The organism is Mycobacterium sp. E787 (assembly GCF_001668725.1).
In the GTDB taxonomy this organism is placed as follows: domain Bacteria; phylum Actinomycetota; class Actinomycetes; order Mycobacteriales; family Mycobacteriaceae; genus Mycobacterium.
In genome coordinates, this window is the sequence record NZ_LZKL01000033.1 from 204,985 (window position 1) to 231,101 (window position 26,117).

The following is a 26,117-nucleotide window of genomic DNA, read 5'->3' on the forward strand; positions in this document are numbered from 1 at the left end:
TTCGTCACTGGGCTTGGAATAGAAGGACGGTGAGATTCAGATTTCCGCAGGCCAGGATACCGTCCGTCATGCGTTCGCCATCGGGCTTTCCCGGGAAGCGAATGGTCCCGAACGTGACTTCCGCTGTGACACCGCTCATTTGATGCGATCGGCGATCCGTGGGCACTCGCCGAACCCGAATGGAGGCAGCGCCCGGGGAATGTGGTCGCAGCGGTGATTCACCAGAAACGCGTGCTCGATTGCCCGGGTTGAGGCATTCTGCCAACGAAGCAATGCGCGCCGGATGATTTCGAAGGGACTTGGCAGTGGATGAGGGACCCGCCGTCGCGGTGGAGAATCGCGCCGAGGCCGACGTGACCCCGGTTCTTGGTGGGTGGCGCCCGACCACCGCGCCGCCCGCGTTCGCCCCGGAAGACATCGCGCACATCCTGCGATACGTGCGGCACCCGGTTCACGTCGTGCGCGAGCACGCAACCGGGCAGCTGGGGCTTGCCATGGGCGGTGAGCTGGTGGGCGCCGGCGCGTCCGACGTGTCACTGGTGGCGACGTTGCCCCCGATATACCCGGAGTGGCTGGGCGACCGGGAGTTCTGCGAGGCCCACGGGACCCGTTTTCCGTACGTCACCGGGGCCATGGCCAACGGCATCGCGACACCGGCGCTCGTGGTGGCGGTCGCCGAGGCCGGCATGCTGGGCTTCTTCGGCGCGGGCGGCCTGTCCTACGCCGCCGTCGAGCGGGGGCTGGCCGACATCCACGCGAGGCTGGCGGGCAGAACCGGACTCGCGTGGGGTGCGAACCTGATCCACTCGCCCAACGAACCCGCCCTGGAGGCGCGGGTGGCCGAGCTGTTCATCGCGCAGGACGTTCGCATCGTCGAGGCATCGGCGTTCATGAAGCTCACCGCCGCCGTCGTCCACTACGCGCTGTCCGGCCTGTCGACCGACCCGGCCGGCGCCATCGTCCGCAAGCACAATGTGATGGCGAAGGTGTCGCGGCCCGAGGTCGCGCGCATGTTCATGGAACCCGCCCCGGCGGCGCTGGTTTCGGCGCTCGAAGCCTCCGGCAAGCTCACCGCGCGGGAGGCCGAACTTTCACGGCACGTGCCGGTGGCAGAAGACATCACGGTCGAGGCCGACAGCGGGGGACACACCGACAACCGCCCGCTTTCGTCGCTTTTCTCCGAAATCGTGCTGCTGCGCGACACGCTGGCGCGACAACACGCGCTGAACGCACGGGTGCGCGTCGGGGCGGGCGGCGGCATCAGCACACCGCAGTCCGTCGCCGGCGCGTTCGCGATGGGGGCCGCCTACGTGGTCACCGGTTCGGTCAACCAGTCGTGCGTCGAGTCGGGGCTGTCCCCACAGGCGCGCGAAATGCTCGCCAAGGCCGGGGTGGCGGACGTGATGATGGCCCCGGCATCCGACATGTTCGAGATGGGCGTGAACCTGCAGGTGCTCAAGCGCGGCTCGATGTTCGCGCCCCGAGCGAGAAAGCTCTACCAGTGGTACGCCGGCAACCCGGACCTGGCCACCGTCGTGGCCAAGCACGGCGCGGAGCTGGAGAAGATCCTCGGCAAGGGCGTCGACGAGGTCTGGGCCGAAACGCGCCGGTACTGGGAAGAGCGCGACCCCGCGGTGCTGGAACTCGCCGCCCGCGATCCCAAGTACCAGATGGGCCTGGTGTTCCGGTGGTACCTCGGCCTGTCGAGCCGGTGGGCGATTGACGGTCAACCCGATCGCGTCCTGGACTACCAGATCTGGTGTGGTCCCGCCATGGGGGCCTTCAACAGCTGGGTGGCCGGCAGTTACCTGGAGCCGTGCGAGCACCGCAACGTCGACCAGGTGGCGCTCAACCTGCTCGAGGGGGCCGCCCAGATCAGCCGGGCCCAGCAGGCGCGCACCTGCGGGGTGCCCGTCCCGGCGAGCGCGTTCCATTACGTGCCACATCCGTTGTCCGTGTAGCGCCGCGGCGCCCGAATTGCGCGGCAATCTCCGCGCTCGGCGCATTTGCGTGCGGCGAATAGTTACGCGCGTGTAATCGCGGTTCGGTTTGGCGGCCGATACGCGTCGGCGTCGAAGGAAACCCGGCGCGGTCCGGATCGGATGGCGGCCAATCAAAACCGTTGCTCATAAGGCGGCCCTAAGACGAATCCGGGGTTATTGACAATCCGTCAATACGCTGGCTTATGCTCTGGTATCGTCCGGCGAGCGTTCGACCAGTCTCGGTTGATCAATTCAGCAAAACTGACGGTCAGTGGGGCGTGGTGAACATCCCGACGCGGTACGTATAACCGGCGCGAAGGAGACCCGTGGTATCCAAGCATCCCCCGGTTGCCGTTGTCGGCGTCAGCGCACTGTTTCCCGGCTCGCCCGAGGCCGAGCGCTTCTGGCGCAACATCGTCGGAGGCGTCGACCTGTTGTCGGAGGTCCCCGCCTCGCACTGGAGCGTCGACGACTACTACGACCCGTCGCCGCAAGCGCTGGACAAGGTTTACGCGCGCCGCGGGGGATTCCTGCCCGATATCGACTTTTCGCCGATGGATTTCGGAATTCCACCGAATGCAGTGCCCGCGACGGACACCGCGCAATTGCTCGGATTAATGGTCGCGCAGCAGGTACTGGAGGACGCCGCCGGCGGTGACCTGTCTCACATTGACCGCGAGCGGGTCAGCGTGGTGCTGGGAGCGTCCGGCGGAACCGAAATGACCAACTATATGGGCGGCGGCCTGCACCGGCCGGTCTGGGAGCGCGGGCTTCGCGCTGCCGGCCTTTCCGAACGCGAGATCGCGGCATTCAGCGAGAGCGTCGCGTCCGCCTACACGCCGTGGCAGGAAAACACCTTTCCCGGACTTCTCGGCAACGTCATCGCCGGGCGAATCGCCAACCGCTTCGACCTCGGCGGCACGAACTGCGTCATCGACGCGGCGTGCGCCAGCTCCCTGGCCGCGCTCGAGGTGGGCCTGCACGAGCTGTACCTCGGTGCGGCCGACATGGTGATCGCCGGGGGAGTCGACGCGTTCAACGACATCTTGATGTTCATGTGCTTCGCCAGGGTCACCGCGCTGTCGCCCACCGGCGACTGCCGGCCCTTCTCCGCGCAATCGGACGGGACCATGCTCGGCGAGGGTCTGGCGATGCTCGCGCTCAAGCGTCTGGACGACGCCGAACGCGACGGCGACCGGATCTACGCCGTGATCCGCGGCCTCGGCACGTCGTCGGACGGCCGGGCCAAGAGCATCTACGCACCGAGCCCGGCCGGTCAGGCCAAGGCCCTTCGCCGAGCCTATGCCGCCGCCGGCTACGGCCCGGAGACGGTCGGGCTCGTGGAGGCGCACGGCACGGGAACGAAGGCCGGTGACGTCGCCGAGTTCACCGCGCTGCGCGAGGTTTTCGACGAATCGGGTCGCGCGGAGCGGCAGTGGTGCGCGCTCGGTTCGGTGAAGTCCCAAGTCGGCCACACCAAGGGCGCGGCGGGGGCGTGCGGCCTGTTCAAGGCCGTGATGGCGCTGCACCACAAGGCATTGCCGCCGACCATCAAAGTGGATCGGCCCAATCCCGCCCTCGAAATCGAGAAGACGCCGTTCTACCTCTCGACGCAGACCAAGCCGTGGATCGCCGACCACGGCTTGCCGAGGCGCGCGTCCGTCAGCTCATTCGGCTTCGGCGGCACCAACTTTCATGTCACGGTCGAGGAGTACACCGGCACCGGGAAGCGGGCATGGCGGTTCCGATCCTGGGATTCCGAGCTGATCCTGCTGGGCGCGCAGTCCGCGCCGGCGCTTTCCGACGAGGCCGCTCGGCTGTCCGCGTCGCTCGTCGACAGCAACGACATGCTCAGCTACATCGCACGCAGCACCCAGTCCGCTTACGACGCTGCGCAACCGCACCGCCTGGCCGTCGTGGCCGACAGCGTTTCGAACCTGCGGGCGTTGCTCGACGAGCTCGCGGACAGGCTCCGCGCAGCCGACTGCCCGGCGTCGTTGAGCTCGCCGAAGGGTTACCACTACTCGGCACAACGACCCGGGCCGGTGGCGCTGTTGTTCCCCGGACAGGGCAGCCAGTACGTCGGCATGGGCGCCGACCTGCCTCAGCTCCATGACGCGGCACTGTCGCCATGGGAGGTCGCCCGCGCCGGCCTGTTGAACGCGGATCGCGACCTGCACGAGGTCGTTTGGCCGAGGACGGCGTTCACCGACGACGAGCGGGCGCGGCAGGCGGCCGAGCTGACGAGGACCGAGTGGGCGCAACCGGGCATCGGCGCGCACAGCCTGAGTCTGCTCGCCGTGATCCGGGCGCTGGGGATTGCGCCCGTCGCCGTCGGTGGGCACAGCTTCGGCGAAGTCACCGCGTTGTGCGCCGCGGGTGTGTTCGGCGAGGAGGTCGCCCTCCTGATCGCCCGCGCTCGCGGTGCGCTGATGGCCGACGCGGCGAACAACAGCGACGGGGCGATGTGCGCGGTGAGCGCACCCGTCGAGCAGGTCCGTCAGCTGATCGCAGAGTGGGGGCTCCCCGTTGTCGTCGCCAACCACAACGCTCCCGACCAGGTTGTGCTGTCGGGCGACACGACGGCCATCAACCATGCGGCGCAACGGTTCGGCGAGGTGGGCATCACCGCGCGCCGCCTCGACGTCGCGACCGCCTTCCACTCCGACATCGTCAGCGCGGCGGCCGGTCCCTTCGCGTCGTTCCTGGCCGATATCCCGTTCGGCACGCCGCAGGTGCCCGTCTACGCCAACGCGACGGCGCAGCCGTACGGTGCTGATCCCCAACAGATCCGGAGCACGCTCGCCAATCAGATCGCCCAGCCCGTGCGGTTCGCCGAACAGGTTCAGGCGATGTGGGGGGCCGGCGCTCGCACCTTCGTCGAGGTGGGCCCCGGCGGCGTGTTGACGAACCTCGTCGGCAAGTGTCTGGCCGGCAGGGAGCACACCGCGGTATCCCTGGATGCCAAGGGCCGAAACGGCATTCGGTCGTTGTGGCTCGGGCTGGCCCAACTCGCCGCCGCCGGCGTCCCGATGAATTTCGATCCGCTGTGGGCCGATTACCGCCCCGGCGACGACCCCCGCGCTCGCCAGCGACCCAAGCTCACGCTGACGATCAACGGATCCAACTACGGAAAGCCGCGCATGAGCGAGCAGCCCGTGCGGCGGCCGATCGGTGTCGAAGCCCCTACCGACCGCAGTGTCCGCAGCAACGGGCACAGGACCGAATCGGAGTACACATTGGCGCCATCCGAATCGCATACGCCCGCAAGCCCACCCGCGACGGCATCCGCCGCGGTGCCTTCGGCGCCGACGGCGGCCCCGCCGGCTGAGCTCGGCGGCAACGGTGCTCATGCCCGCGCTGCTGCCGCACCCGTGCCGCACGTCAGCGCCGACGTCGTAACGGAGCTGCTGGCCGCTGTTGGAACCGTGCAGGAAGGCATCGGCCGAATACAAAGGGCCCTGCAGGCTCTCGTGCCGCAGCCCGCGGTAGCCGGACCACCGGCCGCACCGCCGGTCGTCCCCAACGGAAAACCGGCAATGCCGACACCACCACCGGCCCCCGCCCACAATGGCGGTCCGGTGATGCCCACAGCGCCGGCGGTCCCGGCCGTCCACAACGACCACGTCGCCGTTCGGAACGGGACGACGGCGCCGGTCCCGCCCGCGGCCCCGGCGCCCGTCAGCACGCTTGCGCCGGTGGCGGTTTCGGCCGACGGCTCGGAGTTGGTGGGTCAGATGCTGGCGGTGGTGGCCGACAAGACGGGTTATCCGGTGGAGATGCTGGACTTGTCGATGGCGTTGGAGGCCGATCTGGGGATCGACTCGATCAAGCGGGTGGAGATTTTGTCCGCTGTGCAGCAGCGGATTCCGGGGTTGCCGGAGGTGGAGACGTCGACGATGGCGACGTTGGGCACGTTGGGCGAGATCATCGATTACCTGCACAGCCTGAGTGCCCCGGTGGCCCTTAACGGCAGCGCGGCCGCCCACAACGGGTCCGCGGCGCCGGTCGCCGTTTCGGTGGACGGCTCGGAGTTGGTGGGTCAGATGCTGGCGGTGGTGGCCGACAAGACGGGTTATCCGGTGGAGATGCTGGACTTGTCGATGGCGTTGGAGGCCGATCTGGGGATCGACTCGATCAAGCGGGTGGAGATTTTGTCCGCTGTGCAGCAGCGGATTCCGGGGTTGCCGGAGGTGGAGACGTCGACGATGGCCACGTTGGGCACGCTGGGCGAGATCATCGATTACCTACAAAACCTGACCGGCCCGGCGACCGAAGTAGGTGATCGCCTCCCTTTTGACCTAGCGGGGGTCGCGCGCTACGCGGTGCGCGCGATCCCCGCTCCGGCCAGCGGGATGGGAATGCCCGGTCTCCACACCGCCGCCGGCGTCGAGATCGTCACAACGCGAGACGAGCAGGACGCCACGGCCGAAGCCCTGGCCGTCATCCTGCGCACGCACGGCGTCGACGCCACAGTCGTGGCCGCGCCCAGTGCGGATGCCCGGGCGGTGATCCACCTCGCCGGTCTGCGGCGAATGGCCACCCGTGACGACACGCTGGCCGTCAATCGAACGGTTTTCGCCGACGCCCAACGCGTCGCCGCGCACTTCGCCGAACACGGCGGCGTCTTCGTCACCGTCCAGGACACCGGCGGCACCTTCGGCCTGCTCACCGACCCCGGCCCGCGCGCCTGGGCCGGCGGCATCGCCGCACTCGCCAAGACGGCCGCACAGGAGTGGCCCCGCGCGCAGATCAAGGCGATCGACATCGCGGTTGGGCAGCTGCCGCCGGTCGCCGTCGCCGAACGCCTCGCTCAGGAGATTCTGGCCGGCGGCGCGGAACTCGAAGTCGGTCTGGGCAGCTCGCACGGTCGCGTCACGGTCGCGGCGGACGCGCGGCGGGTGACCACCCACACGCGCCGCCTGGACCGCGGTGACGTGGTCGTGGTGTCGGGCGGCGGCCGCGGCGTCACCGCCGCGTCGGTGATCGCCCTGGCCAAGGAGACGCAAGCGAGTTTCGTCCTGCTGGGGCGCACGGAGCTGTCCGACGAACCGCCCGCGGCGCGCGGGCTGGCGACCGATGCCGAGCTCAAGCGCGCGCTGCTCGGTAGCGCTGCGGCACAAGGGCTCAAGCCCACGCCCAGACAGCTCGAGCAGCAGGTGCAGCGCATCCTCGCCGATCGCGAGGTGCGCGCCACCCTCGCCGCCCTGACCGCGGCCGGCTCACGGGTCCGCTACGCCGCGACCGATGTGCGGGACGCGGCCGCGCTCGGCCCGCTGCTGGACAGCGTGCGGGCCGAATTCGGTCCGATCACCGGATTGGTGCATGGCGCAGGCGTTTTGGCCGATGCGCCACTGCACAAGAAGACCCTGGACGGGTTCGACCGCGTCTTCGAGACGAAGGTCGGTGGCCTCGGCGCACTGCTGGACGCGACGGCCGCCGATCCGCTGAAGGTCATCTGCCTGTTTTCCTCGGTGGCCGCGCGCAGCGGCAACGTCGGTCAAAGCGACTACGCCATGGCCAACGAGATCCTCAACAAGGTGGCCCTGGCGGAGCAGGCGCGCCGCGGTCCGGCCTGCCTCGTGCGGGCCCTGGGCTGGGGGCCGTGGGACTCCGGCATGGTCACGCCCGGCCTCAAGGCGATGTTCGAGTCGCGGGGCATCTCGTTGATCCCGCTCGCCGACGGCGCTCGGGCATTCGTCTCGGACGTCCTGGACGGCGGAACCGAGACCCCCGAGGTCACCCTCGGCGACGGCGTATTGGCCGGCCTGCCAACCCATCCCGTCCCCGCCGAGGGCCGGGTCGCGCGCGTGGTGGCCCAGGTGACCCGGCAGCCGTACCTGGTCGATCACCGCGTCCGGGGCAAGGTCGTGCTGCCGATCGTCCAGGCCCTGGAGTGGTTTGTGCGGATGGCCGAGGCCTGCCGGCCGGGGCACCGGGTGGACCGTGTCCTCGACCTCAGGGTGCTGCGGGGAGTGACGCTGTCCGACATCGAACAGCACGGCGACCCGATGCTGGTGCGCTGCGCGGCGGTGGAGGGACATCCGCATCGGCTGACCTGCACGTTGTCCGACGGCTCGGGATCGACTGCCCACTACTCGGCGACGGCCGAAATGGGTTGGGAAACAACCACACTCCCCGCGACCCCAACGACGCCGGCCGGCGGCCGCCGGCTGGACCGGGCCGCCTGCTACGGCGGCGGCGCGCTCTTCCACGGCCCGGCGTTTCAGGTCCTCGACTCGGTGGACTGCGGGGTTTCGACCGCGACGGCATCCCTGCACGGCCTGACGCGCGCGGGCTGGCGGGGTGAGGGCTGGGCCACGGATCCGGCGGCGCTCGACGGGTGCCTGCAGGTGGCACTGGTGTGGGGCTTCGAGCGGCTCGGCCGCACGGTGCTGCCGCTGCGGGTGGGCGAGGTCGCCCGCTACCGGGCCGGTGCACTCGGCGACGGACTGCGCTGCGTGCTCTCCAACGGCGACGCCGACAACAGCCGGGCCGTTTGCGACCTGGATCTCCTGGACGCCGACAACCGCATGGTTGCCGGCATCAGGAGGCTCGAGTTGTACCCCTACGGCGGCTGATTCGACGATGCCGCGGAGCCGCCGTGAAGTTTGAGCCCATCGCGATCGTGGGCCAGGGCTGCGTCCTGCCCGGCGGGCTGAACCCGGGCGAGTTGTGGCAGACCGTGCACGACGGCCGGGACGTGCTCGGCTCACCCCCGCCCGGCTATTGGGGCGTACCCGCGGCGCGGATCGTCGCCGACGACGAGAACGCCTCGTTCCTCGACCACGCCTGGTCGGACCGCGGCGGATACGTGCGGGGCTTCGACGACATCTTCGACCCCGGCCGCTTCCTGCTCGACGCCGAGCGGTTCCACGGTCTCGATCCGCTGTTCCTGTGGGCCCTCGAGGCCGCCCGCCAAGCCGTGCAGAGCGCCGGCTGGAGACCCGGTGAGGTTCCGGGGCCGGCGGGGGTGATTCTCGGCAACCTGAGCTATCCGACGAAATCGATGACCGACCTGGCCGAAAGTGTCTGGCGCGGTGACGAACACGGCATCGACTGGCGCAACCGCTTCATGTCCGGGCTCCCGGCGCACGTCGTGGCCGACGCGCTGGGGCTGACGGGAGGAGCCGCCGCGCTGGACGCCGCGTGTGCCTCCTCGTTGTACGCGATCAAGCTGGCGTGCGATCGGCTCCACGACGGCACCGCGGACGTGATGGTGGCGGGAGGCGTCAACGGCGCCGGTGACCTCCTGCTGCACGTCGGCTTCAGCGCACTCCAGGCGCTGAGCCGCACCGGAACGTCGCGTCCCTTCCACCGTGGCGCCGACGGGCTGGTCCCGGCCGAAGGCGCGGCGTTTCTGGCGCTCAGGAGGCTCGACGACGCGATCGCCGACGGGGACGCCATCCTCGGCGTCATCCGGGCGGTCGGGCTCAGCAACGACGGCCGGGGTCAGGGCCTGCTGGTACCCGCGCAGGCGGGGCAGGAGCGCGCGATGCGGCTCGCCTACGAGATGGCCGGGCTACAGCCGCAGGACATCTCACTCGTCGAGTGCCATGCGACGGGAACCTCCCGGGGCGACCTGACCGAGCTGATGAGCATGGCACGCATCTTCGACGGTATGGCGAACGTACCCATCGGATCCCTGAAATCCAATCTGGGACACTCGATCACGGCATCCGGCGCCGCGGGAGCCATCAAGGTGCTGGCGGCCATGCGTGCGGGCATACGTCCCCCGACGCTGCACGTCGACGATCCGTTGCCGTTCGTCGCCGAGTCCCCGTTCCGCCTGCTGACCGACGCCGAGCCCTGGGCGTGCATCGGACCGCGCCGCGCCGCGATCAACAACTTCGGCTTCGGCGGCAACAACGCCCACCTGCTGCTGGAGGAATGGATCGAGCCCGTTGGCGGACGGCGCGTCCGGCCGGCATCCGTGGCCACCGGCCGCGTCGCCGGCGGTGACGTCGCGATCGTGGGCATCAGCCTGCTGGTCGGTGATCACGACACGGCCTCGGTGGCGGAGCGGCTGAGGAAATCCGAACCGATCCCGAGCCCCGACGCCGCCGGCGCCCGGCGCGCGCGGATGACCGAGGTCTGTCTCGATATCACCCAAACACGCTTCCCTCCAACAGATCTCGAGCAGACGCTGCCCCAGCAGCTGGCCCTGCTGGGCGCGGCCGTCAACATCGATGCGCTGATCGGCGCGCTGCCGCCGGACGGGACGAGCGTCATCGTCGGGATGGGCTGCGACACCGAGATCACCCGGCTGGGACTGCGCTGGCGGCTGGCCGGCGATATCGATGACCCGGTCCGACTGGCGCAGGCGCGCGACGCCGTCGCGCCCGCCTGGACGGCCGCCGGCGTGGTAGGAGCCATGCCGAACATCGTCGCCAACCGTCTGAACCGGCAATTCGACTTGCGGGGACCGAGTTTCACGGTGTCCGGCGAAGAATTGTCCGGCGCCACGGCCCTGCTGATGGCGGCCCGCGAATTGCGGCGGCGCGAGGTCGACGCCGCCGTCGTCGGTGCGGTGGACCTCAGCTGCGAGCCGGTGCACGAAGCGTCGGCACGCGCTCTGCTCGGACCGGGCGAGCAGATCCCCGGCGACGCCGCCGTCGTCGTCGTCCTCAAACGCGCCGACGACGCGCGCCGGGACGGCGACACCGTCATCGCCACCCTGCCGGCCGATCAGGAACCACAGGGGGAGTGCCTGCATGTCGGCACCGCACCCGGCGCGCTGAACCTGACGCCGCTGCTCGGCCACGCCCACGCCGCGTCGGGACTGCTGCATGTCGCGGCCGGAGCGCTGTACGGCTTTATGGGCATCTGCCCCGACGGCACGGCATGGACGTCCGAAAACCGTTCGGTCGTCGTCTCGCTCGACGCGCTCGGCGGCCAGCGCCAGCAAATCGTCCTGGTGCCAACGGCATCCGAACGCACCGGCGTCGACCCGCTTAACGCCCTGGTGCGCCCCGCATCCCGTGCGGGGAAACCCGCACGGTTGACCTTTCCGGCTCACCCGCCCCCCGTTCGGTTACCGGCCCGCGTTCGCGCCGGAGCCGGCAATGGTGACACCCCTCGACTGGAGCAGCGCATGACAACACACCTGCCCGTTCCGCCGGTTCTCCCGAAAGTCACCGACGCGCTGGCGCGGGTGCCGCTGGGCGCGGACGTGCTCGGCCCGACGCCGCCGCAGCCGCTGTCGATCGGTCCTGCGCCGGACTCGCAACCGGCCGCCGATCGCTCGGGCGTCCACACGGGGACCGATGCCTCCGGCGCGCCACCGCCGCCGTCGACGAACGGCCGGAAACCGCCGAGCCACAACAGGACTGGCGCCCCGCCCGGCGCGGGCGCATACCGGGCGACCCAACCGGCCCGGCCCGTCGACAAACGGTTGCCGGAGCCGACCGCCAAACGCACACCGGTGGGCCTCCGGCTGGACAAGGACGGCCTGCGCGTGCATGCGTCGGGCAAGATCTCCGAGATCTACGGCCCGGCGTTCGCGGTGCAGGACGACTACGCGCGGCAGGTGCGGATGCCCGAACCTCCGCTGCTGCTGGCGGATCGCCTGCTGGGCATCGACGCCGAGCCGGGCCGCAGCGGCACCGGAACCCTGTGGACCGAAACCGACGTCACCGCCGGCGCGTGGTGGCTGCATCAGGGCCGGATGCCGGCCGGAATCATGATCGAGGCGGGGCAGGCGGACCTCATGCTCATCTCGTGGATGGGTGCCGACTTCGCCAACAAAGGGGAGCGGGTGTACCGCCTGCTGGGCTGCGAGGTGACCTATCTGGGTGGCCTGCCCGAGATCGGCGACACATTGCGCTTCGACATCCACGTGGACGGCCACGCCAGCCAGGGCGACATCCGCATGTTCTTCTTCCACTACGACTGCACCATCGACGGCGTCGAGCGGATGTCGATGCGCAACGGCCAGGCCGGGTTCTTCTCCGACGAGGAGCTGGCGGCGTCGGGCGGGATCCTCTGGCGTCCCGAGGACGAGACCGTCAGCGGGCCGATGGAGTCGACGCGGGTGCAAACCTCGCGCACCGCACTGCAGCGCGCTGATCTCGAGGCGATGGCCGCGGGCGACATCTGGCACACGTTCGGCGCCGGCTTCGAGCGCGCCGCCAGCCACACCCGCACGCCGAGCATCGCCGGCGGCGACATGCTGTTCGTCGACGAGGTGACCCGGCTGGACTTCACCGGCGGGCCCTGGGGCAGGGGCTATTTGCGTGCGGTGGCGCGCGTGACCCCCGAGACATGGTTCTTCAAAGGTCATTTCAAGAACGACCCGTGCATGCCGGGCACGCTCATGTACGAGGCGACGTTGCAGACGATGGCCATCTACATTACCGGTCTCGGCATGACGCTGGATTGCGACGGCTGGCGTTTCGAGCCCGTGCCCTTCGAGACCTACAAGCTGGCATGCCGCGGTCAGGTGACGCCCCGATCACGCGAGCTGGTTTACGAGGTGTTCGTGCGCGAGGTCATCGCCGGGCCCGAGCCCACCGTGTTCGCGGACCTGCTGTGCACGGTCGACGGATTGCCGGCCTTCCACTGCCGTCGCATGGGACTGCGGCTTTCGCCCGGATGCCCGATGGACATGGGCGTCGAAGAGCTGGACGGCTACGTCGAGCCCAAGCCCGTCGCCGAAGGCCATGGGGTCAAGTTCGACTACCAAGCGATGCTCGCCTGCGCCATCGCCAAGCCTTCCCTGGCGGTCGGTCCCCTCTACGAGAAGTTCGACACGCACCGCAGGGTTGCGCGGCTGCCCGGGCCGCCCTACCACTTCATGTCCCGGGTCACCCGGGTGGTCGGTGAGCTCGGCGTGGCAAAGCCCGGCGCGGAAGTTGTGGCGGAGTACGACGTTCCCCGCGACGCTTGGTATTTCGCCGAGAACAAGGGCTCGAACGGCACACCGACGATGCCCAACGCGGTCCTGATGGAGATCGCGCTGCAGCCCTGCGGCTGGCTGGGGGCCTACGCCGGCTGCCCGCTGGACTTCGACGTGGACCTCTTCTTCCGCAACCTCGACGGAACGGGGACACAGCACCGGGAGATCACACCGTCGACCGGAACGCTGGCCGTCAAGGCCGTGTTGAAGAGCATCGCCCAGGCGGGCGGAACCATCATCGTGAGCTTTGACGGCGAAATCTCCGCGGACGGCGGAGTCGTCTACACCTTCGACACGGTGTTCGGATACTTCCGCCTCGAAGCACTGCAGCAGCAGGTGGGCCTGCCGGTGAGCGCCGAGCAGCGCACCCTGTTGGAGCTCGGGTGCGAGGCGCCGGTCGTCGACCTGCGCACCCGGCCGGAAAAGTTCTTCGGTCCGGGAGCCCGGCTGGCCGACCCGATGCTGTTGATGATCGACCGGGTCACGGGCCGGTGGCCCACCGCGGGCGGCGCCGGCCTGGGCCGCTGGCGCGCCGTCAAAGACATCAACCCCGCCGAGTGGTACTTCAAGGCGCACTTCTACCGCGATCCGGTCCAGCCGGGGTCGTTGGGCATCGAAATGCTGCTCCAGCTCATCCAATTCGCGATGCTCGACCTCGGTTTCGGCGAACAAGCCGGACCGTCGGCGCGCTTCGAGCCGGTCGCTCTGCACCACGCGATCACGTGGCGGTATCGCGGTCAGATCGTGCCCACGAACAACCAGATCACCGCCGAGGTGGAGATCACCCGGATCGTGCACGAAAACGAGGGCACCCCGGGCGTTTTGGCCGTCGCCGACGCCTCCCTGTGGTGCGACGGAATACGCATCTACAGCGCCACGGATTTGGGCATGCGCATCACGGGAGCCGCACCGGACCCCGCGCCCACCGAGGCCGCGGCGACCACGGTGGAGACCACGCTCGATCCCGCCCGGGACACCTGGGTCGGCGATCACTGCCCGACGTATGTCATCCCCTCCCTGCCGATGATGTCGGTGCTGGACCTGTTCGCACAGGCGGCCGGCCGCGCCGCCGGCTCGGACAAGGTGGTCGAGGTCACCGACTTGGAACTGGTGCGCTGGGTCGTCCTCGACTCGCCCACGCGGGTGCGGGTGGTGGTCGAACCCGTCGGGCCGGGCCGCTTCACGGGCCGCCTGGAGGTGTGGCGCGACGCATCCAGGCCCGAGCTGTCGCGCTGGGAAACCCACGCAACGGCCGTGATTGCCACGGCGAACCAGTATTCGGGCGAACCGCCGAGCCCCTCGCCCTTGCGCGACGCGGTGCCGTACGCCAGCCCGTACGACGGCACGGTGTTCCACGGGCCCGCGTTCGCGACGCTGATGGACGGCGCCCGGATAGGCCGCAACGGATCCTCGGGGAGGCTGGCCGTCGAGCGCTGCGCCGTGCCCGTGGGTCAACAGCACCCCGGACTGCTCGACGGGGCGTTTCACATCGTTCCCCACACCGCGATGAACGTATGGACCACACAGACTGCGGATGTCGCGTCGTACGCGGACGCGGCGGATCCGCTCGTCGGCTTTCCGCGTCGCGTGGTCTGGGCGCGGTTCTACAGCGGCGCCCCCGCGCAGGGCACGGTGGACGTGGAAGCCCGGTTCGTCGGGTTCGACGACGCGGCCGACGCCGCTGCCCGCCTGCCGATCGTCGATCTGTGGCTCAGCGTGGCGGGCAAGCCCTGGGCCTACCTCCGCGTCGTCGAATTCCTTTTGGAGAAGGGGCATCTCGTCCGGGTCGACGGCCGCAAGCGGCGTGCGTTCATGGCGCAGCGGCGCGCGGTGCCCGGGATGGCGTTGAGCGAGCGGCTGGGCCGCGGCGTCGTCACGCTCGATTCCGCCCGGGCCGCAACGCAGGACTGGTTCAAAGGAACCTTGCGCGCGGTGTATGACACCGAGGGCCGCGGTGATTCGTTGATCGCCGACATCGCGACCAAGGAAGCCGTCGCGGACGCGGCCCACGGCGCCATCCACCCGGCACAGGTCCGCGTCGCCGACGGGCAGGTGAGCTGCCCGGCGCTGCCACTGGAGCGCATCTCGGTCGAGGTCGAGCGGACGCCCGGCGCGTGCCGGGTCAGCGCGTCGCTGCGGACGGACTGGCGGCCGGTGCGCGGCTGGTCGACCGACTGGCAGGGGTTGGCGCCGGGCGGGTTCGCCGACCTGCTGCACTGGGCGTTGCTGTCGCGCTACGTCAGGCACGTCATCGTCACGGATCCCGCCGCGATGGCGGCGGTTCGGGGCCGGCCGGTGTTGTTGCTCGCCAACCACCAGGTGCAGGTCGAGTCGATCCTGGGCACGTCGATCGCGTCGTGGCTGACCGACACGAAGGTCGTGACGATCGCCCACGCCAAGCACGAAACCCGTTGGGTCGGCGCCCTCACGCGGCTGGCCGACGCCGCGGCGGACGGGAAGCCGCGCAGCAACCGATACTTCGACCAGCGCAACCCCGAGCAGTTCCTGCGGTTGGTCGACGAGATCAAGCGCGACGTCTCCGCCCACGGGGTGTCGACCATGGTGCACGCCGACGGCACCCGCTACGTGCGCTCCGGCCAGCGCGTCGAGAAGCTCACCTCGACGCTGCTGGACCTGGCGATCGACGCGGCACTGCCGATCGTGCCGCTGTACTTCGCGGGGGGCCTGCCGACCGAACCGCTGGACGGAAAGCTGGAGGTGCCGTATCGCCACGCCGCGCAGGACTACATCTTCGGCCGGCCCATCATGCCCGACGAGCTGGCGGCCTGGCCCTACGCCGAACGTCGGCGCCGCGTCATGGACGCCATCAACGCGCTCGCGCCGTTCGACGACGCGCCGCACGAGCCGAATTGCGCTGTGGAGGACCGGATTGCCGCGGCCGCGCCGGGCGCGTCGCCCCTCGAGTCGATCTGGGAGTGCATCGAGGACGCCCTGGACGCCCTGCCGGTGGACTGGCGAAGCACGATCAGCGATGACGAATGGGCGGCGACCCGGTCATCCCCGCGTCACAGCCGTCAGTCCCCGTGATGGCAGTGCTCATGGCCGTCCGCCGGCGCGGGCGAGCCGCCCATCATCCGTAGCATCGGGACTCCGCCCGACGTCACGAACCGCACGATCAGGACCGCCGCGACGACGAGGAAGGCGATGTTGAGCCACGTGGTGTAGTTCCAGGAGATCGACGCCTCCAGCACCGTGGCGTTGCGCTGCCGAGGGATGAGACCCGTTGTGCCGAAGAGCAATTCGACGAGGTAGCCGGCGGCGACCATCGCGGCATAGAAGGTGCCGAGCAGCGTCAGCATCATCTTGGTGCCGTAGTACTTGCGGTAGATGTTCAGGATCGGCAGGATCAGCAGGTCGGCATAGATGAAGGCGATGACGCCCCCGAAGCTGATGCCCCCGTTCCACAGCACCGCGGCCAGCGGCACGTTGCCGATCGAGCAGACGAACGACAGGATCGCGACGATGGGTCCCACGAGCGGACCCCACACCGCCGACCAGACCGGATGATCGGTCAAAAAGAAGATCCGCCAAACGCTTTCGGGCACCCACGCCGCGATGGCACCCGCGATCAGCAGGCCCAGGACGAGGTCACGCAGAATCGCCATCCACTCCATCACGAACACGTGCGAGACCGAGGTGAAGCCCTGCGGGGACAGCAGCCGCCGCCAAAACGAGCCCTCCTTCTGGATCGACATGTCCATGGCGGCATGGCCTTCCATGGAGCCGGCGATGCCGCGCTCGGCCTGCTCGCGGGCGGCGTCGACGAGCCGGGAGCGCACGAACAGCCGGAACAGCCCGGCGAGCACCACGATCATCAGCGGACCGCCGACGAATTCCGCGGCCGTGAACTGCCAGCCCATCAGCAGGGCCAGGATGATGCCCAACTCCACCACGAGGTTGGTGGAACCGATCTCGAACGCCATCGCGGCGGTGAAGTTGGCGCCCTTGCGGAACAGGGAGCGCGCCAGGGCCACCGCGGCGTACGAGCACGACGACGAGGCCGCGCCGAGTCCGGCCGCCACCGCCAGCGTGCGCGGCCGGTCGTCGCCCAGCAGGGACACGATCGTGGAGCGCCGCACCACGGCCTGAACCACCGCCGACAGGGCGAAGCCCAGGATCAGCGCCCACAGGATCTCCCACGTCATCGACCCCGCCAGCTCCAAGGCATGACCGACCGCTGCCAGCGCCCTCATCGAGTCCTCCCCTTCGGTTGCTCGGGCCGCGTCCCGCCAGTGAAGCTATACCCCCATGGGGTATACGTCAAGGGCGCCGAGGGCCGATTTCCGGGCCCGGGTCGCCGATTTCCCTAGAATGGCTCCACAATCGGTGCGGGGGACCGGGCAAAAGAATATGGACTGACGAATCCCGCGCGGCGGCTGGCCCCGCGGCATGGCGTGAACGGGCAGAACCTATGGATTTCACCCGCAAAGGGCGGGTTTACCGGGCAAATCTTCGACACACCGGCGTCGCCACCGCTGTCACAGAGGCAACAGCAGGCACACTGGTAACAACAGGGTTTCTTTGCAAGACGCCAGGAGGGCATGGCCGTGTATCGAGTTTTTGAGGCGCTGGACGAATTGGGCGCCATCGTGGAGGAGGCGCGCGGTGTGCCGATGACGGCCGGCTGCGTCGTGCCCCGCGGTGACGTGCTGGAACTGATCGACGACATCAAGGACGCGATCCCCGGCGAGCTGGACGACGCCCAGGACGTGCTCGACGCGCGCGATTCGATGCTGCAGGACGCCAAGTCGCACGCCGAATCGATGGTCTCCTCGGCGACCACCGAGTCGGAGTCGATGCTCAACCACGCCCGCGCGGAGGCGGACCGGCTGTTGTCCGACGCAAAGTCGCAGGCCGATCGGATGGTGAGCGAGGCCCGCCAGCACAGCGAGCGGATGGTCGGCGAGGCCCGCGAGGAGTCGATCCGCATCGCCACGGCGGCGAAACGCGAGTACGAGGCCAGCGTCAGCCGCGCCCAGGCCGAAGCCGACCGGCTGATCGAGAACGGCAACATCTCCTACGAGAAGGCCGTGCAAGAGGGCATCAAGGAGCAGCAGCGGCTGGTGTCGCAGAACAGCGTGGTGGAGGCGGCCAACGCCGAGGCGACCCGCCTCATCGACACGGCGCACGCTGAGGCCGACCGGCTGCGCGGCGAGTGCGACATCTACGTCGACAACAAGCTGGCCGAGTTCGAGGAATTCCTCAACGGCACCCTGCGGTCCGTCGGCCGCGGTCGTCACCAGCTGCGGACGGCTGCCGGCACCCACGACTACGCGACGCGTTAGCGGCGATCGCGAGCGCGACGGAGTCGGGCGCTGGGGGTACCCCCGCGGAGTCGGGCGAAGCGGGTCGCCGCCATCGGGCCTGCGGCGATCGCGAGCGCGACGGAGTCGGGCGCTGGGGGTACCCCCGCGGAGCTGGGGGACGGGTCGCCGCCATCGGGCCTGCGGCGATCGCGAGCGCTCCTTTCCTTACGCGCGGCGCGCCGTAGGATTTCTCCTATGACGCGGCAGCACAGCAGCACGGCGCAGCGCCATTCGAACTCGCCGATGAGGGTCGACATCACCCGACTGGGCCGGCGCCCGGGCGCGATGGTCACCCTGCGCAACACCGTGCCCAGCCCGGCGCGAATCGGCCTGCCGATGATCGCGATCGACGAGGGTGCCCCGTTGGAGATGGACTTGCAGGTCCAGTCGGTGTCCGAGGGTGTGTTGGTGACCGGAACGGTCGCCGCGCCGACCGTCGGCGAATGCGCCCGTTGCCTGGCGCCGGTCAACGGGCGCGTCGAGGTCAGGTTGACCGAACTTTTCGCATATCCGGACAGCACGACCGAGGCGACCACCGAGGAGGACGAGGTCGGCCACATCGTCGACGACACCATCGACCTCGAGCAGCCGATCATCGACGCCGTCGGGCTGGAGCTGCCGTTTTCGCCGGTGTGCAGCCCGGACTGCCCGGGGTTGTGCCCCGACTGCGGTGTCGCCCTCGCGGCCGAGCCCGGCCATCACCACGACCGCATCGACCCGCGCTGGGCCAAGTTGGCCGACTTGTTGCCCTTGCAGCCCGGCGAGCCGGAGATCAAGCGGGATGAGCGGTGACGTCGCGGCAAGCCCTGTTGGACGCGCTCGGGGCCGACCTGCCCGATGACCTGTTGTCGCTGGCGTTGACCCACCGCAGCTACGCCTACGAACACGGCGGGCTGCCGACCAACGAACGCCTCGAGTTTCTCGGTGACGCCGTCCTGGGCCTGACCATCACCGACGAGCTCTACCATCGCCATCCCGACCGCTCCGAGGGCGACCTGGCCAAGCTGCGGGCCAGCGTGGTCAACACGCAGGCGCTGGCCGACGTGGCGCGCAAGCTGTCCGACGAGGGCCTCGGCGTGCACCTGCTGCTGGGCCGCGGCGAGGCGAACACGGGCGGGGCCGACAAGTCGAGCATCCTGGCCGACGGCATGGAGTCGCTGCTGGGGGCCATCTACCTGCAGCACGGAATCGACACCGCGCGCGAGGTGATCCTGCGGCTGTTCGGCGCGCTGCTCGACGCCGCGCCGACACTCGGGGCGGGGCTCGACTGGAAGACCAGCCTGCAGGAGCTGACGGCGGCGCGCGGGATGGGCGCACCGTCGTACATGGTCACCTCGACCGGGCCCGACCACGACAAGGAATTCACCGCGGTGGTCGTCGTGATGGAGACCGAATACGGGTCGGGGGTGGGCCGCTCCAAGAAGGAGGCCGAGCAGAAGGCCGCGGCGGCCACCTGGAAAGCGCTCGAGACGCTGGACACCGCGGGGAAAACGTCGGCGTAATCGATGCCCGAACTGCCCGAAGTCGAGGTGGTGCGCCGCGGCTTGCAGGCCCACGTGGTGGGCAAGACGATCACGGCCGTCCGGGTGCACCATCCGCGCGCGGTGCGCCGGCACGAGGCCGGGCCCGCCGACCTCACCGCCCGGCTGCTCGACGCGCGGATCACCGCAACCGACCGCCGCGGCAAGTACCTGTGGCTGCTGCTGGACAGCCCGGACGATCCCGACACGGCGCTCGTCGTCCACCTCGGGATGAGCGGGCAGATGCTGCTTGGGGAGGTGCCGCGCGCCGACCACGTCCGGATCTCCGCGCTGCTCGACGACGGCACCGTGCTGAGCTTCGCCGACCAGCGCACCTTCGGCGGCTGGATGCTCGCCGACCTGGTGACCGTGGACGGCAGCATGGTGCCCGTGCCGGTCGCCCACCTGGCGCGTGACCCGCTGGACCCGAAGTTCGATGCGCGCGCCGTCGTTGAGGTGTTGCGGCGCAAGCATTCCGAGATCAAGCGGCAGCTGCTCGATCAGACCGTGGTCTCGGGGATCGGCAACATCTACGCCGACGAGGCGCTGTGGCGGGCCAAGGTGAACGGCGCCCGGATCGCCGACACGTTGAGCCGCCGCCGGCTGACCGCCGTCCTGGACGCCGCCGCCGACGTCATGCGCGACGCGCTGGGCCAGGGCGGGACCTCCTTCGACTCGTTGTATGTCAACGTCAACGGCGAGTCCGGATACTTCGACCGGTCCCTGAACGCCTACGGCCGTGAAGGCGAACCATGCCGCCGCTGCGGCGCGGTGATGCGCCGGGAGAAGTTCATGAACCGCTCGTCGTTCTACTGCCCGCGATGCCAGCCGCGCCCGCGGGGTTGAATGTGCGCGCAGAACTGCGAGTCAGTCGAAGATGTCGCGGCGCAAAGCGCCCGGCGATACCGCCGGATCGACGAACCACTCGAAGGGAAACAGCAGGCCGGACGCCTGGGGCGGCAGGGCAAGCAGCACGTCGAACGCGCGCGCGGCGAGGCCGGAGTCGCCGATCTGCGAGCGGTGGGCGGCCATCGCGTCGCGCTTGTGCCGCGCGAAACCGAAGACGTTGACGCGGTGGGTGATGGCCGCTCTGGGCGCGTAGGCGGTGCGGGCGATCTCCGGTTCGTAGGGCGCCGGTAGCCGCAGCAGACGGGCGAGACGGCCGATCCGCACCAGCAATTCGCGTGGCATCGTCGCCTCGAGCACGCGCGGCGTCGCCGCGAGTTCGGCGCCCCGCGTGCCGACGTGATGCACCTGGACGTGGTCGCGGTGGCCGTAGCCGCCGTTGCGCTCGTAGCTGAGCAGCAGATCCGCGCGCTCATCGCGGAGTATCTCGGCGAGCCGCCCCGCCGCCCGGTCGATGTCGGCCCGCCCGAACCTGACGCGCCCGGGTGGATCCGGGTAGAAGTCGGGGCCGTAGCCGCTGTCGGCATAGCCGAGGCATTCGACCCGATGTACGCCGAGAATGCTTGCGCTCGAACGCAATTCGTCCAACCGGAGATCACCTTCGTCGTTGTGCACGCGGCCGTCGGTCGCGGTGACGAGGACAACGCGATGCCCGGCCGCCGCCGCCCGCGCCAGCGTGCCGCCGGTGAGGATCACCTCGTCGTCCGGATGGGCGTGGAATGCGACGACGGTGGCCATTCAACGCAGTATGCCCGCCGTAGCCGCGGCGGTGAGTGTGCGCGCAGGGCTTTGACTGTGAGCCCAAGCTCGAAATTCGCTGACTCAGCTCACACTCAAAGCCGTCAGCGCACACGCGACGGTCGCGTCGCTTGGCCGCAACGCACGCCCGGTAGAAAAGAAGCCATGACGCAACTGTGGGTCGAGCGCACCGGAACCCGCCGCTACACCGGATACAGCTCGCGCGGGGCGCAGGTGCTGGTCGGCTCGGAGGACGTCGAGGGCGTGTTCACCCCGGGCGAGTTGCTCAAGATCGCGCTGGCCGCGTGCAGCGGCATGTCCACCGACGAGCCGCTGGCCCGCCGGCTGGGCGACGACTACAAGGCCGTCGTCAGGGTGTCCGGCGCGGCCGACCGCGAGCAGGAACGCTATCCGCTGCTCGAGGAGACGCTCGAGATCGATCTCTCGGGACTCTCCGATGAAGAAAAGCAACGCGTGCTGGTGGTAGCCAACCGGGCCGTCGACCTGGTCTGCACCGTCGGGCGCACGCTGAAATCCGGCACGACGGTCAACTTCGAGATCGCCGATGCCGGATCCTGACGTCCGGCTCACCGCCTGGGTGCACGGCAGCGTCCAGGGCGTCGGCTTCCGCTGGTGGACGCGGTGCCGGGCGCTGGAGCTCGGGCTCACCGGCTACGCCGCCAACCAGGCCGACGGCCGGGTGCTGGTGGTGGCTCAGGGCGCGCGCCGGGCCGCCGAGAAACTGCTGCAACTGCTGGAAGGCGGCGCCGCGTGGCCGGCCAGGCCGGGCCGGGTCGACAAGGTGGTCGCCGACTGGTCGTCGCCGCAAGAGCGGTTCGAAGGCTTCGTGGAGCGCTGACGTGACGGATGTGGCCACTGGGGCCAGTGCGTCAGAGTGTGAACGGCAGGCAAATTTGAGGCGCCCCGACACCCCTCGGGGAGGGCCGGCGCCGCCAATTTGAGCGGTAGTCTGGCACGCCGTGTACCTCAAGAGCCTGACGCTGAAGGGCTTCAAGTCCTTCGCTTCGCCGACGACTCTGCGCTTCGAGCCGGGCATCACCGCGGTCGTCGGGCCCAACGGCTCGGGCAAGTCCAACGTCGTCGACGCCCTGGCGTGGGTGATGGGGGAGCAGGGGGCGAAGACGCTGCGCGGCGGGAAGATGGAGGACGTCATCTTCGCCGGCACCTCGTCCCGGGCGCCGCTGGGCCGCGCCGAGGTCACCGTCACCATCGACAACTCCGACAACGCGCTGCCCATCGAGTACTCCGAGGTGTCGATCACCCGGCGGATGTTCCGCGACGGCGCCAGCGAGTACGAAATCAACGGCACCAGTTGCCGTTTGATGGATGTGCAGGAGCTGCTGAGCGACTCGGGGATCGGCCGCGAGATGCACGTCATCGTCGGGCAGGGCAAGCTCGACGAGATCCTGCAGTCGCGACCCGAGGATCGCCGCGCGTTCATCGAAGAGGCCGCGGGCGTGCTCAAGCACCGCAAGCGCAAGGAAAAGGCCCTGCGCAAGCTCGACGCGATGCAGGCGAACCTGGCCCGGCTGTCCGACCTCACCACCGAACTGCGCCGCCAGCTCAAGCCGTTGGGCCGCCAGGCCGAGGTGGCCCGTCGCGCGCAGACCATCCAGGCCGACCTGCGCGACGCGAAGTTGCGGCTGGCCGCCGACGACCTGGTCAGCCGGCAGGTGGAGCGCGACGCGATCTTCGAGGCCGAGGCCGTCATGCGCCGCGAGCACGACGAGGCCGCCGCCCGCCTGGCGGTGGCGTCCGAGGAGCTCGCCGCGCACGAGACGGCGCTGGCCGAGCTGTCGGTTCGCGCCGAATCGGTCCAGCACACGTGGTTCGGGCTGTCCGCCCTGGCCGAGCGGGTGGGCGCGACCGTGCGCATTGCCAGCGAGCGCGCCCAGCACCTCGACGTCGAGCCGGTGGCCGCCGGCGACACCGACCCGGATGCGCTGGAGGCCGAGGCCCGGCAGGTCGAGGTGACCGAACAGCGCCTGCTGGCCGAGCTGGCCACCGCCCGCACCCGCCTGGACGCCGCCCGCGCCGAGCTGGCCGAGCGCGAGCGCGAGGCCGCCGAGGCCGATCGGGCCCACCTCGCGGCGGTCCGGGCCGAGGCCGACCGGCGCGAGGGCCTGGCGCGGCTGGCCGGCCAGGTGGAGACGATGCGGGCGCGCGTCGAATCGATCGACGACAGCGTCGCGCGGCTGTCCGAGCGCATCGAACAGGCCGCCGCCCGCGCCCAGCAGACCCGGGCCGAGTTCGAGACCGTGCAGGCCCGCGTCGGCGAACTGGATCAGGGCGAGGTGGGCCTCGACGAGCACCACGAAAGGACCGTGGCCGCGCTGCGGCTGGCCGACGAGCGCGTCGCCGAACTGCAGGCCGCCGAGCGCGGCGCCGAACGCGAGGTGGCCTCGCTGCGCGCCCGCATCGACGCGCTCTCGGTGGGACTGGAACGCAAGGACGGCGCCGCCTGGCTCGCGCAAAACCACGCCGGCACGGGGCTTTTCGGGCCGATCGCCAAGCTGGTGAAGGTCCGGTCGGGTTACGAGGCGGCGCTGGCCGCGGTGCTGGGTTTGGCGGCCGACGCGCTGGCGGCCGACAGCTTCGGCGCGGCCCGTTCGGCGGTCGCCGCGCTCAAGCAGGCCGACGGCGGGCGCGCGGCCCTGGTTTTGGGCGACTGGCCGGCCGAGCAGCCCGCGCATCCGGCGGCGCTGCCCGACGGCGCGCTGTGGGCGCTCGACCTGGTGGAGGCGCCCCCGCGGCTGCGCGGGGCGATGACCGCGATGCTCTCGGGCGTCGCGGTGGTCGACGACCTCGGCGCCGCCCTGGACCTGGTGGCGGCCCGCCCGCAGCTGCGGGCGGTCACCCTCGACGGCGACCTGGTGGGCGCCGGCTGGGTGAGCGGGGGGTCGGACCGCAAGCTGTCCACGCTGGAGCTCACGTCGGAGATCGATAAGGCCGGCGCCGAGCTGGCCGCCGCCGAGGCGCAGGTGGCGCAGCTGACCGCGGCGCTGTCCGGCGCGCTGACCGAGCAGATCGCCCGCCAGGATTCCGCCGAGCAGGCGCTGGCCGCGCTCAACGAGTCCGACACCGCGATCTCGGCGATGTACGAGCAGCTGGGCCGGCTCGGGCAGGAGGCCCGCGCCGCCGAGGAAGAGTGGAGCGGGCTGCTGCGCCAGCGCGATGAGCTCGAGGCGGGGCGCACGCAGACCGTCGAGGAGGTCACGGCGCTGGAGACCCGGCTGCGCAACGCCCAGGAGACGCAGCACGTGCACGCGGCCGAACCGGTGGACCGCCACCAGATCGCCGCCGCCGCCGAAAGCGCCCGCGGCGCGGAGGTGGAGGCCCGCCTGGCGGTGCGGACGGCCGAGGAGCGCGCCCACGCGGTGCGCGGGCGGGCGGATTCGCTGCGCCGGGCGGCCGCCGCGGAGCGCGAGGCGCGGCTGCGGGCGCAGCAGGCGCGCGCGGCGCGGCTGCGCGCGGCCGCCGTGGCCGCGGCGGTGGCCGACGCCGGGCGGTTGCTGGCGGCGCGGTTGGACCGGGTGGTCGCCGCGGCGTCGGGAATCCGCGACGCGCTTGTCGCCGAGCGCCAGGAGCGTTCGGCGGCGATGGCGGCGGTGCGCGACGAGGTGCACGCGCTCGGCGCGCGGGTGGCTCAGCTGACCGATTCGCTGCACCGCGACGAGGTGGCCAATGCCCAGGCGGCGATGCGCATCGAGCAGCTCGAGCAGATGGTGCTCGAGCAGTTCGGGATGGCGCCCGCCGACCTGATCGCCGAGTACGGCCCCGAGGTTGCGCTGCCGCCGACCGAGCTGGAGATGGCCGAGTACGAGCAGGCCCGGGAGCGCGGCGAGCAGGTGTTCGCGCCGGCCCCGATCCCGTATGACCGGGCCACCCAGGAGCGTCGGGCCAAGCGGGCCGAGCGCGAGCTGGCCGAGCTGGGCCGGGTGAACCCGTTGGCGCTGGAGGAGTTCGCCGCGCTGGAGGAACGCTACAACTTCCTGTCCACCCAGCTCGAGGACGTCAAGGCGGCCCGCAAGGACCTGCTCGACGTCATCGCCGACGTCGACGCCCGCATCCTGCAGGTGTTCAGCGACGCATTCACCGATGTGGAACGCGAATTCCGGGAAGTGTTCACCGTCCTGTTCCCCGGCGGCGAGGGCCGGCTGCGGCTGACCGACCCGGGCGACATGCTCACCACGGGCATCGAGGTGGAGGCGCGCCCGCCCGGCAAGAAGATCACCCGGCTGTCTTTGCTGTCCGGCGGCGAGAAGGCGCTGACGGCGGTGGCGATGCTGGTGGCCATCTTCCGCGCCCGGCCGTCGCCGTTCTACATCATGGACGAGGTCGAGGCCGCGCTCGACGACACCAACCTGCGCCGCCTGATCGGCCTGTTCGAACTGCTGCGGGCCCGCTCGCAGCTCATCATCATCACCCACCAGAAGCCGACGATGGAGGTGGCCGACGCGCTGTACGGCGTCACCATGCAGGGCGACGGCATCACCGCGGTGATCTCCCAGCGGATGCGTGGTCAGCAGGTCGAGCAGCTGGTCTCCAGCTCCAACTAGCGCCGGTCGGGGCTTGAGTGTGAACTGACGGCTTTCAGCGTGTACTGACGGCGGGATTTCGGCGATTTTTCCGCCAGGAGAACACACCCGACGCCCAGGCAACACACTCAACGGCCGGCACGCGCACCAATGCCCGCCGACCGCCGGGTGACCCGCGGCTGGAAGGA

12 protein-coding genes are annotated in these 26,117 nt (G+C 70.1%); 10 read left to right on the forward strand and 2 right to left on the reverse strand.

Annotated elements, in window-relative coordinates; translation table 11 throughout:
• Window positions 1–305: 305 nt before the first annotated feature.
• From A5705_RS06665 to A5705_RS06675, 3 genes are all read left to right on the forward strand, one after another.
• The gene (locus A5705_RS06665) at window positions 306–1,961 is read left to right on the forward strand and encodes a PfaD family polyunsaturated fatty acid/polyketide biosynthesis protein (protein ID WP_231982375.1); all 1,656 of its coding nucleotides are present in this window, start codon (window positions 306–308) and stop codon (window positions 1,959–1,961) included.
• A gap of 347 nt (window positions 1,962–2,308) precedes the next feature.
• The gene (locus A5705_RS28840) at window positions 2,309–8,563 is read left to right on the forward strand and encodes a type I polyketide synthase (RefSeq protein ID WP_068276322.1); all 6,255 of its coding nucleotides are present in this window, start codon (window positions 2,309–2,311) and stop codon (window positions 8,561–8,563) included.
• A gap of 23 nt (window positions 8,564–8,586) precedes the next feature.
• Window positions 8,587–15,927, forward strand: coding sequence for a beta-ketoacyl synthase N-terminal-like domain-containing protein (locus A5705_RS06675; RefSeq protein ID WP_068276325.1), 7,341 nt, complete (start codon window positions 8,587–8,589; stop codon window positions 15,925–15,927).
• Here A5705_RS06675 and A5705_RS06680 read toward each other — a convergent pair.
• Window positions 15,915–17,093 carry a permease gene (locus A5705_RS06680; protein WP_068276327.1) on the reverse strand — a complete coding sequence of 393 codons (1,179 nt, stop codon included), beginning with the start codon at window positions 17,091–17,093 and terminating at the stop codon, window positions 15,915–15,917. The genes A5705_RS06675 and A5705_RS06680 overlap by 13 nt on opposite strands.
• 354 nt (window positions 17,094–17,447) lie before the next feature.
• On the opposite strand from A5705_RS06680, the gene sepIVA reads away from it, so the two are divergent.
• The 4 genes from sepIVA to mutM all read left to right on the forward strand — a co-directional run bounded on the left by sepIVA (window position 17,448) and on the right by mutM (window position 20,572).
• Window positions 17,448–18,185, forward strand: coding sequence for a cell division protein SepIVA (gene sepIVA / locus A5705_RS06685; protein WP_066970141.1), 738 nt, complete (start codon window positions 17,448–17,450; stop codon window positions 18,183–18,185).
• A 216-nt stretch (window positions 18,186–18,401) separates the two neighbouring features.
• Entirely contained in the window at window positions 18,402–18,998 is a 597-nt protein-coding gene (locus tag A5705_RS06690; protein WP_156738409.1) for a DUF177 domain-containing protein, read from the forward strand.
• Window positions 18,995–19,708 (forward strand): ribonuclease III, encoded by a 714-nt coding sequence (gene rnc, locus A5705_RS06695; protein ID WP_067880270.1) that lies wholly within the window; start codon window positions 18,995–18,997, stop codon window positions 19,706–19,708. The genes A5705_RS06690 and rnc overlap by 4 nt, the downstream gene beginning before the upstream one ends.
• A gap of 3 nt (window positions 19,709–19,711) precedes the next feature.
• Window positions 19,712–20,572, forward strand: a complete 861-nt coding sequence (gene mutM, locus A5705_RS06700; protein WP_067880273.1) for a DNA-formamidopyrimidine glycosylase — start codon at window positions 19,712–19,714, stop codon at window positions 20,570–20,572.
• A gap of 21 nt (window positions 20,573–20,593) precedes the next feature.
• Here mutM and A5705_RS06705 read toward each other — a convergent pair whose 3' ends face one another.
• Window positions 20,594–21,370: a PIG-L deacetylase family protein gene (locus A5705_RS06705; RefSeq protein WP_067880276.1), complete on the reverse strand. Its 777-nt coding sequence runs from the start codon at window positions 21,368–21,370 to the stop codon at window positions 20,594–20,596.
• Between the two features lie 165 nt (window positions 21,371–21,535).
• Between A5705_RS06705 and A5705_RS06710 the strand changes: the two genes are divergently transcribed.
• From A5705_RS06710 to smc, 3 genes are all read left to right on the forward strand, one after another.
• Window positions 21,536–21,949 (forward strand): OsmC family protein, encoded by a 414-nt coding sequence (locus A5705_RS06710; RefSeq protein WP_067880279.1) that lies wholly within the window; start codon window positions 21,536–21,538, stop codon window positions 21,947–21,949.
• On the forward strand, window positions 21,936–22,229 hold the full coding sequence (locus A5705_RS06715; RefSeq protein ID WP_067880282.1) for an acylphosphatase: 294 nt from the start codon (window positions 21,936–21,938) through the stop codon (window positions 22,227–22,229). The genes A5705_RS06710 and A5705_RS06715 overlap by 14 nt, the downstream gene beginning before the upstream one ends.
• A 121-nt stretch (window positions 22,230–22,350) precedes the next feature.
• Window positions 22,351–25,950 carry a chromosome segregation protein SMC gene (gene smc, locus A5705_RS06720; protein ID WP_067880286.1) on the forward strand — a complete coding sequence of 1,200 codons (3,600 nt, stop codon included), beginning with the start codon at window positions 22,351–22,353 and terminating at the stop codon, window positions 25,948–25,950.
• Window positions 25,951–26,117: the final 167 nt, after the last annotated feature.

What these genes read in the sequence shown, in the direction of transcription:
- A5705_RS06690 (WP_156738409.1), top strand. Translation starts at nt 18,402, where the DNA reads ATGACGCGGCAGCACAGCAGCACGGCGCAGCGCCATTCGAACTCGCCG.
- mutM (WP_067880273.1), top strand. Translation starts at nt 19,712, where the DNA reads ATGCCCGAACTGCCCGAAGTCGAGGTGGTGCGCCGCGGCTTGCAGGCC.
- A5705_RS06715 (WP_067880282.1), top strand. Translation starts at nt 21,936, where the DNA reads ATGCCGGATCCTGACGTCCGGCTCACCGCCTGGGTGCACGGCAGCGTC.
- A5705_RS06710 (WP_067880279.1), top strand. Translation starts at nt 21,536, where the DNA reads ATGACGCAACTGTGGGTCGAGCGCACCGGAACCCGCCGCTACACCGGA.
- A5705_RS06680 (WP_068276327.1), bottom strand. Translation starts at nt 17,093, where the DNA reads ATGAGGGCGCTGGCAGCGGTCGGTCATGCCTTGGAGCTGGCGGGGTCG.
- A5705_RS06705 (WP_067880276.1), bottom strand. Translation starts at nt 21,370, where the DNA reads ATGGCCACCGTCGTCGCATTCCACGCCCATCCGGACGACGAGGTGATC.